Annotated in this window: 8 protein-coding genes and 1 pseudogene; all 9 read right to left on the reverse strand. The window is 30.7% G+C overall.

Annotated elements, in window-relative coordinates; genetic code table 11:
* Positions 1–369: 369 nt before the first annotated feature.
* Positions 370–464, reverse strand: a pseudogene (locus HMPREF3045_RS09530) (PcfB family protein); the annotation flags it as partial.
* Positions 465–666: 202 nt separating this feature from the next.
* A complete protein-coding gene (locus HMPREF3045_RS07565) occupies positions 667–2,397 on the reverse strand; it encodes an ABC transporter ATP-binding protein (protein WP_070738377.1) in 1,731 nt (576 codons plus the stop codon).
* Between the two features lie 14 nt (positions 2,398–2,411).
* Positions 2,412–4,133, reverse strand: coding sequence for an ABC transporter ATP-binding protein (locus HMPREF3045_RS07570; RefSeq protein ID WP_068455222.1), 1,722 nt, complete (start codon positions 4,131–4,133; stop codon positions 2,412–2,414).
* 9 nt (positions 4,134–4,142) lie between these two features.
* Positions 4,143–4,724 (reverse strand): MptD family putative ECF transporter S component, encoded by a 582-nt coding sequence (locus HMPREF3045_RS07575; protein WP_068455225.1) that lies wholly within the window; start codon positions 4,722–4,724, stop codon positions 4,143–4,145.
* 18 nt (positions 4,725–4,742) lie between these two features.
* Positions 4,743–6,908: an ATP-binding cassette domain-containing protein gene (locus HMPREF3045_RS07580; RefSeq protein WP_070738379.1), complete on the reverse strand. Its 2,166-nt coding sequence runs from the start codon at positions 6,906–6,908 to the stop codon at positions 4,743–4,745.
* Positions 6,909–6,912: 4 nt separating this feature from the next.
* Complete coding sequence (locus HMPREF3045_RS07585; protein ID WP_068455232.1) at positions 6,913–7,539, reverse strand: TetR/AcrR family transcriptional regulator; 627 nt, start codon at positions 7,537–7,539, stop codon at positions 6,913–6,915.
* Between the two features lie 308 nt (positions 7,540–7,847).
* On the reverse strand, positions 7,848–8,171 hold the full coding sequence (locus tag HMPREF3045_RS09465) for a DUF4368 domain-containing protein (protein ID WP_083316598.1): 324 nt from the start codon (positions 8,169–8,171) through the stop codon (positions 7,848–7,850).
* A gap of 202 nt (positions 8,172–8,373) precedes the next feature.
* On the reverse strand, positions 8,374–8,547 hold the full coding sequence (locus tag HMPREF3045_RS09350) for a hypothetical protein (RefSeq protein ID WP_180363018.1): 174 nt from the start codon (positions 8,545–8,547) through the stop codon (positions 8,374–8,376).
* Between the two features lie 73 nt (positions 8,548–8,620).
* On the reverse strand, positions 8,621–9,779 hold a 1,159-nt coding region (locus HMPREF3045_RS07595), incomplete at its 5' end, for a MobA/MobL family protein (RefSeq protein WP_070738384.1).

Below are 9,779 nucleotides of genomic sequence, written 5' to 3' on the forward strand. Positions count from 1 at the left end.
CTGATAGATAGTTTTTCATGTTGGAATATAAAACTTTTATTTCTTCGTTGTTCTTTGCTTTTATTTCTTCTGTGCTTTTATATGTTTTGTATGTTCCGTCTTTATTTGCTTTTATGAGTTCATCTATTAGCTCTTGCCTTTTATTCATCTCTATTACCTCCTAGATCTGCCTTTATTTTCTTGGTCATATTATAGCTTGGATAAGATATTTTTACCAGGTCTTATCTTTCTTGATTTTTGTAATAGTCTTTAGTCATTTGTCTTTTTTTATTAAAACTATCACTGTCTTGCTTATACTCATTTATCTTTTCTATGATACTTTCTTTTTCTTTTTAATTTACCTTGGCTATAGCTTATTTAAAATCATATTCCATTTGCTTTTTCTAAATATTATTCACCTTTTTTCTTATTTCTTTTTCAAGATTTATGGATTCTTTTGCTGCCTTTATTGCGTATGACATCATGGTTTTCTGAGAATAAAAAAGGAGGACTTCTACACTTTGGCGTAAAAAGTCCTCCGAAAATAACAATCAAATTAACTCTTATTGTTATTGAATTATTTAATTTTTGTGTTAAAAGTTACTTTCAAAAACTTTTATTATCAAAAAACATCGTCATCTCCCATTAAATACTCATTTATTTAGTCAAACATCAAAATGGATGTATTTACTTAAAACTCCATTTATTTGCTCGCTCTCTTATTGAAATGAATGATTTATATATCCCATCTTGAGTTATAAGCTCATTATGCGTTCCTTCCTGTACTATTTCCCCTTTATCTAAAACAATGATGTTGTCTGCTTTCCTAACAGTTTCTAACCTGTGTGCAATCATAATAACTGTTTTATTCTGTACTAAATTATCGATGGCTTGCAAAATATTGCGTTCATTTTCTACATCTAAAGCACTGGTAAATTCATCTAAAATCACAATGGGAGCATCTTTGAGTATTGCTCTAGCTATCGCTATTCTTTGTTTTTCTCCACCGGATAAAGTGCTACCCGCTTCACCAATTTTAGTTTCGTATCCTTTTTGCAAGCTTTTTATAAAGTCATGACAGTGCGCTTTTTTTGCAGCGGATATAATATCCTCATCACTGGCATTTGGCTTTGCCAAACGAATATTATTCATAATTGTATCTTCAAACAAATACACATTTTGAAATACCATACTTATATTTTTCATCAATTCTTCGGTGGAGATATTTGTTATTTTTGCTCCACCAATCAGAATTTCTCCTTCGCTTACATCATAAAATCTCGGTATAAGCTTGCAAAACGTTGTTTTTCCTGAACCTGAAGGTCCGATAATCGCTGTAAGTGTGTTCGGTTTAAGAGCTACTGATATTCCCTTTAAAACTTCTCCTTTTCCGTAAGAAAAACTTACATTTTTAAATTCTATTTCATTGGATTTTATATTTTGAATAGGTGATAATACCTTTATCTCTTCAGCATTTTCCATACTGCTTATATCCTTTAGTGAGCTATCTAAAAGCCCAATCATAGAAAGAATAGAACCCGCTTGACTTACAGACTGGAATATTACAAAGCTCATAATCAATAAATTAATGGCTTTTTGAGGAGAAATTTCTCCACTATTCCACATAAAAAACGCATAGCTAATAATCATAATTTCAAACAACTGTATCGTAAGACCGGCACCTATGCTTGAGGGAATAGATTTTTCGGATAAATTTATATTATTAACACAACTACCATCTATATCTTTTTTTACTCTTTCATCTTTTTCTCCCATACCAAAAGCCTTAATTACGCTTATTCCCTGTATAAATTCAATAGCACTTTCCGTTAATTTTGTTTGTGCTAATTGTCTTTTGGGAGCTTCGCTTCTTGAAATTTTCATTTGATGATTAACTACAAACAAATATGTTAATATTCCTGCAAATATTACAACGGCAACTTGCCATTCATAGTAAGCAAATCCTAAAACTATTGATATAGCAGATAAAATTCCACCTATCACATGAATTAAAATGATTGGTGCAACTTGTTCTACGGTTGAAATAGATGTAGTCAGTGTTGAGTTTATATTTCCTACTGAATTTTTGCTAAAGAACCCTAAATAGAGTTTTTTAAATAATGAGCCAAAATATAACCTTTTATCTTTCGCCATCTCAAATCCAACGGATACAGAACCCAGTTGTGTGAAATAACCAAGACCAAATACTCCGATGATACATACAATTCCGAGTATCATTACCTTATAAATATAATTGTCCATTAAATTACTATTAAACATGGCGTTTACCGCTAAAATTATTGCTATCATTTTCAGCATAACGAATATGCCTTCTATAAATGATAGAATTAAAATTTTGACTAAACTGCCTTGCCTTTTCTTACTAAAGTTCCATACACTTTTTATAGCTTCAAACATATTCTCACCTCCAATCAATTTGCTATTTCATATAAATGCTTATACGCAGAACACGACTTAATAAGTTCTTCATGTTTTCCATCGCAAATGATTTTCCCATTTTCCATATATATGATCTTATCTGCATTTATGACAGTTTTAATTTTATGTGTAATAACAATTAGTGTTTTTCCTTTGGTAAATTCCAGTAACGCTCCTTGAATTTTTTCTTCATTTTCAATATCTGTACTTGCAGTTGCTTCATCTAATATGATAATTGGAGCATTTTTTAGAATTGCTCTGGCAATAGCTATTCTTTGCTTTTCTCCACCGGATAACCTATCCCCTGCGATGGTGTCATATCCATCAGGCAAAGTTAGAATAAAATCATGACAACCGGCTCTTTTAGCAGCTTCTATCACCTCATCATTCGTTGCATCTTTTTTACCTATTCTAATATTTTCCAAAATAGTATCATCAAATAAAAATGTATTTTGATCCACATAGGATATAAGAGTATTCAGATCATTCATTGAAAGGTCTTTTACCCCTATACCACCTATTTTTATGTTTCCTTTCTCAAAATCCCAAAATCCGGCTAAAAGTTTCATTAGAGTTGATTTTCCTGAACCTGAAGTACCAATAATTGCAGTCATAGTTTTTTCTTTAATGGTTAAATTCACATCATCAACATCATTTTTTGTACCATCATAAGAAAATTGTAAATTTTCAAACGCTATGTCGTATGTCATTTTTTCTTTTAAATTAGAATTCTCACTTCTCTTAAGTTCCGGATAATCTAAGATTCCTTTTATTTCCTTAGTAACAGTTCCCATCTGTGCCAATTGGTCAACATAACTGGATGCTTTAACAATCGGTTTAAATATTCCAAGAGAAATCATCATAAACAAAAATAAACTTTGCTCAGTAAGAAACCCATTATTAAAAAATATCAATCCCACAACAATTGTTGGAAATATAGATACAGGAGCTATGCTATAGGAAAGAGACGCATAAATCTGTGAGCTTTTCATCCAGTTTATAGCATACTCCGCATGGCGTATGACTGCATTTTTATATTTAGCATAGGAGCTATCTTCCATATTGAAAGTTTTAATTACATCAATCCCCTTGACATACTCTATAACCGCTTGATTCATATTCTTTTGTGCCTGTACTTGTCCCTCATATTTTTTCTTATATCCAATCATCATAAGCATTCCGATTGATAGTCCAAATATAACCCAAAGAAATATAATCCCGGTAAGCTTAATATTAACTGCAAGCATCCAAACAATCATGGCAATAGGTATCAATAAATTTGCAGTCATCTCAGGAAGTAGATGTGCTAATGTTTTTTCTATATCTTCCACCCTATCTACCAATATCGTTTTTAATGTTCCACTAGGATTCATATCAAAATATCCCATCGGCAATCTAACAAATTTATCACAAATTGCATATCTTAAGTCCTTTAGCGTTAAGTATGCTGCTTTATGAGATATAAGTGTTGAAATATTTGAAAGCAGCACCCCTGATATTTTGCAGATTATAGTGAAAATCAAGACATATATCATGTTGTTTCCATGAAATCCTTTGAAGATATATCCCGCTAAAATTCCAACAAAAGCGTAGGATAACAGTTCGCATAGAACAGAAAGCATACTTAGCATAACAGATAAAATATATCTTTTTTTGTATGGCTTTATAAACGAATCCATTTCTTTAAAAAAGTTTGGTTCTTTCTCTTTTTTCATGACTTCACCCTATGCATTAGCTTCTTTTTCTAAAATATGTTTCCTTACGACCTTGCTACCTATATAAGCTCCTGCGATTGCTGAAACTATAACTAAGGCAAGTAAAATCAGCGTTCCCCAAGAAGAAATCATTTTGCCTGCCGCTATAATATTTGAAGCTAACTCCTTTTGTTTCATGGCTCCTATAGTTTTATTCAAGGCTATTGTATATGGATAAATTACACTTCCAATTGAAGCCAAAGTTTGCTGAATAACATAGCTGACTCCAATAACTTTTAAATTACCATAACCTTTTTTATATAATAAAAACTCTGCTATCAATCCTGAAATTACAAACATCAAAATATATGGTGGATAGAATGCTATCACTCCTTGAATAAGGGAATATATAAAAAACGCTCCTCTTTTTTTCACTTTCACTCCGATAACATAGAAAACAATACCCTGTAATAATGAGTAAAGCACCGGTGTTAAGAGTATGGTAATTGGTGTTGCATACATGAATGTTCCAATCGAAAATATCAAAATGTTACACAATGATAATAAAGTAACTGTAATGATATCTTTCGCTTTCAATTTGTTTTTGTTCATGATTAAGTCCTCCTATTTTTATAAAATATTTATCATCAAAATTACTATCATTCCAATCATCAATATGTAATCGCATAAATTGAACTGTAAAGTAACATAAGATGATTTTTTATGATTTAAAGCAATTCCTCTTGTTTCTGCTGAAGCTGATAAAGTTTCCCCTATTCTTATCACTCGAAAAATGAGTGATACAATCAGAGCCTCAAGATAATCTATTTTTTCTTTTATTATATTTTTATGCTTGCAACTTCCTCTATTTCTAAGCACCTGTCTAAGTAATTTAAAATCATTCCTTAGCACCGGGAAAAACCTGAAAGAAACTGCAAGAATCAATAATAACTTCTCAGGTATTCTTATTTTTCTAAGTCCCGCAAGCATATTTGTTGTCCCTCTACCTCCAAGAATAATAGGAAATAGTAGAAATATTAAAATAAATCTAGGAAACAAATTTGCCGTAAATATTGTAATTTCATTCGGATATATGATTTCAAGACCGTAAATAAGCCCTATAATGATAGAAGTAATTCCTAAAGTCTTATATCTTCTATTTGCAAGAGAAAAAACGAGAGCTAATAAATTGCATTCAAAAATCAAACTTTTATTGTCGATTCCTACTGCAACCATACAAAGAAGCCAAAACAAAATATTTGTTCTCGGATCTAAAAGATTTTTTTCTCTTTTTGCCGGGGGTTGATGTTCTAAATCTTTTTCAAATATACTTTTAATGCTTTCAATATCTCTATTCTCTTTTACTTCACAAATCCTTTGTATCGTTCCATCATCAAGTTCCAAACATTTATCCGCAACTGATGAAATAAATTCTAAGTCATGGCTAATTGTTATCACGATTTTTTTCTTTTTCATATCGTTTATCAATCCCACTACAGTATCTAAACTTTTTTTGTCCATTCCTGAGGTTGGTTCATCTAAAATAACCACACTTTTATCCGAAAGATACGCCATCATTAAGGTTAATTTTTGCATTTGCCCACCTGAAAGAGAAAATGGATGTCTATCACGATATTTCCACATATCAAACTTTTTAAGTAGAGCTTCTATCTCATCATATTTGTTTCGATTTACACCGTACTTCAGTTCAGATAATACAGAATTTGTAAAAAATTGAAATTCAGCTTCTTGCATAATAAATAGGCTATCCTGCGATAGCTGCCTATGGCTCAATTCTTTTTCCTTTAAAAAAACTCTTCCCTTTTTTGGTTTCAATAGTCCACATACACATTTTCCTAAGGTGGTTTTACCTGAACCATTTTTGCCAATCAAGCAAGTCACTTCTCCCAAATAAGCTGTAAACGACAAATCATTTAAAATATATTTTTTTTTATATCCAAAGGATATATTTTTTACCTCTAATTTATCATTGACAACATTAGAACACTTCTTCTGAACCTCAATCTGATTCAAATCCGTAACTCGTAAACACAAATTATTTAATTCATCCTTAGAAAATATCTTAAAATCGTCCTTATCATACTTTTCATAAAAGCTTCCATTTTTTATTAGCCAATATTCATCAGCCAACTCTTTCAAATAGTAAAGCCTATGTTCACTGATTATTAGAGTTTTTCCATCTTCTTTTAGAAGCAATAAGATATTTTTCAGTTTTTCTATGGCTAAATAATCTAAGTTTGCAGTTGGCTCGTCAAGTAAAATAATATCCGTATCCATTGCCCAAGCAGACATAATCGCTATTAGTTGACGCTCTCCGCTTGAAAGTTTGAATACTTCCCTGTTTTTCAAATACTCCAAGCCAAATTTTGAAAAAGCTTCTTCTGTTCTTCTTTTTATTATTTCCTGGCTTAACCCTTTATTTTCAAGTCCAAAAGATACTTCCGTATCGCTTTCCATTGTAAAAAATTGACTTCTTGGATCTTGAAAAACGGACGAAATCAATTCTCCAACTTCTCCAATGTTCTTGTTTTCTATATTGTTGCTATTTACCAAGATATAGCCATTAAATATCCCATCATAGAACTCTGGTATTAAATGGTTTAAGCACCTAAGTAATGTTGATTTTCCACATCCACTTTCGCCACAAAGAACTATGCAATCTCCTTTTGATATGCTGCCAATTACATCATCTAACGACTTTTCCTTTTTGCCTTCATAGGAAAAATCTATTTTAAAATCTAAAATATTTTCGTCCTTCTTGCCTTTATCGTACATAAATTCAATACCTATTTATAATTTCATCAAATATCTTTTCCCAACCCGCCCCAATAAATTCGCCGAGCATTTTTGTGTACTCGATTGTCTCCTCTTTGCTATATCCTTTTTCAATCACTAATTTAAAAGCACTAAATTGTTGATTCATCAAAAGCTCTACCAAATCTAATTTCATCTCACTTATATTCGGGTCTATATTTTCCCTTATAAATTGTTTTGTTATGGAAATTTTTTTATTCATCATTTCACGAAATATTGCTTCTACAGAACTGCCTTTACTTGAGCAAAGTATTAGTTTGCACTCCTCGTAATATTTAAATAACACATCTACATATCCTTTGGTTTCTTTCTGAATGCTACGCAAAAAATGATCAAAGTTTTTATCTACGCAATATTCCCTATACGAGTATTCGTTCTCTTTTCTTTTCACACTTATAGCTTCTAAAAATTCTTTTATCAAACTATAAAAAAGTTCATCTTTCCCTTTATACCTTGTATAGATTGCTCCCGTTGTAACTCCCGCTCTTTTAGCAATATTGCCTATTGAAGCAGCCTGAAATCCATTTTGCAAAAACTCTATTTTAGCAGCTTCAATAATTGGTTTATCAAGTTCATGGTTTCTATTTGCCATGTCCATTCCTCCATTCTTACAAAACTTTAATTTTAATAGTATAATCAATAATCAAATTATCAATAATGATATTATTGATTATACATCAGTTAGTTTTATCTAACAATAGTTGTAAGATGTTTTTTTAGAAAATTTACTGATTTACATATTTATTTGTATGAAATAAAATAGTCGGTGCAGTTTTAAAACTACGCCGACCACAAAGTCATATTTTTTTCCATACTGGCTTTTTTCTTTTTTAAATATCTGTAATTATACTCTCGCTTCTTCTCTCTCTTTTTCCTTAGCTTCTCTAGTTCATCAAGTTGCTATTGCGTAAATTCTTTAGGTTCTTCTTGTGGCAATTCAAACTTGCCAATAAAGTTCAGGTATATTTCAACTTCCTGTGTTCTTTCATAGTTATCCCATTTACCCTCATGAACCAGTATCTTATCTACAAATTCATTTATCATTGGAGTTGTAAGTTCGCTAAAATCAGTATATTTCTTTACAAGTGATATAAACTTATCTGCTCTAATACTATCTTCCTCAAAGTTTTTTAATATACTTTTTGAATGTTCAATGGATTTTTCTAATGCCATTTGCTCTTTTGAGGTTGAGTACACTTTTTTTATAAATTCTTCTCCATTCAACTTTACATACTCGCTTACTTCTTTGATAGTCTCTAAAACTAATTTATTAAGAACTTCGTTCCTGATATAGTGTGATGAACATTTTTCTTCAAAATTCCCTTTTGCTAAGTTATATGTTGAACAAATATATTCATCTTTAGGGGGACGCCTTTTATCTGTTTTTCTGCCTAACCAATCTCTTTTAAATCCGGCTTTTCCACCTTTAGTAGTTTGTGTGTGTTCTTTTGTCTGATAGATAGTTTTTCATGTTGGAATATAAAATCTTCACTTCTTCATTGTTCATTGATTTTATTTCTTCTGTGCTTTTATAGGTTTTGTATGTTCCATCTTGATCTGCTTTTATGAGTTCATCTATTAGCTCTTGCCTTTTATTCATCTCTATTACCTCCTAGATCTGCCTTTATTTTCTTGGTCATATTATAGCTTGGATAAGATATTTTTACCAGGTCTTATCTTTCTTGATTTTTGTAATAGTCTTTAGTCATTTGTCTTTTTTTATTAAAGCTATCACTATCTTGCTTATACTCTTTTATCTTTTCTATGATACTTTCTTTTTCTCCTCTCTTAATCGCCTTGTCAATTTCTATTGATAGGTCAATACTATATTCTCTATTTACTACTTCTACTGCATATTTGATATGATTTATTTCCTTGTATCTTTCCCTTATCTTTTCTGACTCTGTATTTAATTTACTGATTTCATCTTCTAAGTTTTTAATTTCTCCTAACCATTCTTTTTCTCTTAAATTTTTCTTTCCACTAATTTTTTCAATTAAGGTTCTTGCCCTTATATGTTGGTCTATTTCCTTTTGATTATTCTTGTAGAAGCTTTCTTTGAATATTTTCTTGCTTTCATATTCTTGGTAGGTTGCTTTTGTTTTTCTTACAGTCTTTGCATAGGCTAAACACTTATTAAGGTCTTCTATCTTTTGACTGTTTTCTTTTATGGTCTTATATATTTCAGAGTTTTTGCTTCTTAGGTTATTTATATGCCCTTGTAGGTCTGATATGGTTTTTATTTTGTTTTCTCTTAGATAATTTATTCCACTTGCATATCTTTTTAGATCATAGATTGCCTTGTTTCTTTTCCCATAAAATGATAATTCAGCTCTATTATTTTCTTGAATTTCTTGATAAAAGCTTAAATATTCATAGAGGTTAAAGAGTCCTGATTCATTTTCTATTTGCTTTTTACTTTGGTCTTTATATTCCTTGTATGATTCTTTTAGCTTATCTTTAAAGCCTGCTAACCATGATGTTATTTTCTTTATTTCATTGCCTATGTTTTTTAATAGTTCATTCTGTTTTTTTATTTCACGATTTATATCTCCTTTTTCTGTTCTTATTCCTTTTCTTTCCATTGCACTAGCACTTGCCCCTAGATGTATTGTTGGTATTTGTTTTATGCCTTGTCTTTTAAAACTCCTATGGTCTACTCTTTTTTCTATCTTGTTTTTTGCTAGATATTCATTGCAAAGGTCTGAAAAATTTTCTCTCCATTTTTCTACATTGCCTTTATCGTTCCATGTTGTTAGTTCTACTTTTCTTGTCTTTGGTTTTCCATTTTTGCTTAAAATCTTTTCTCCTTTTTCATCTAGGATATATTCT

Source organism: Anaerococcus sp. HMSC075B03, from assembly GCF_001815585.1.
In the GTDB taxonomy this organism is placed as follows: Bacteria; Bacillota; Clostridia; order Tissierellales; family Peptoniphilaceae; genus Anaerococcus; species Anaerococcus vaginalis.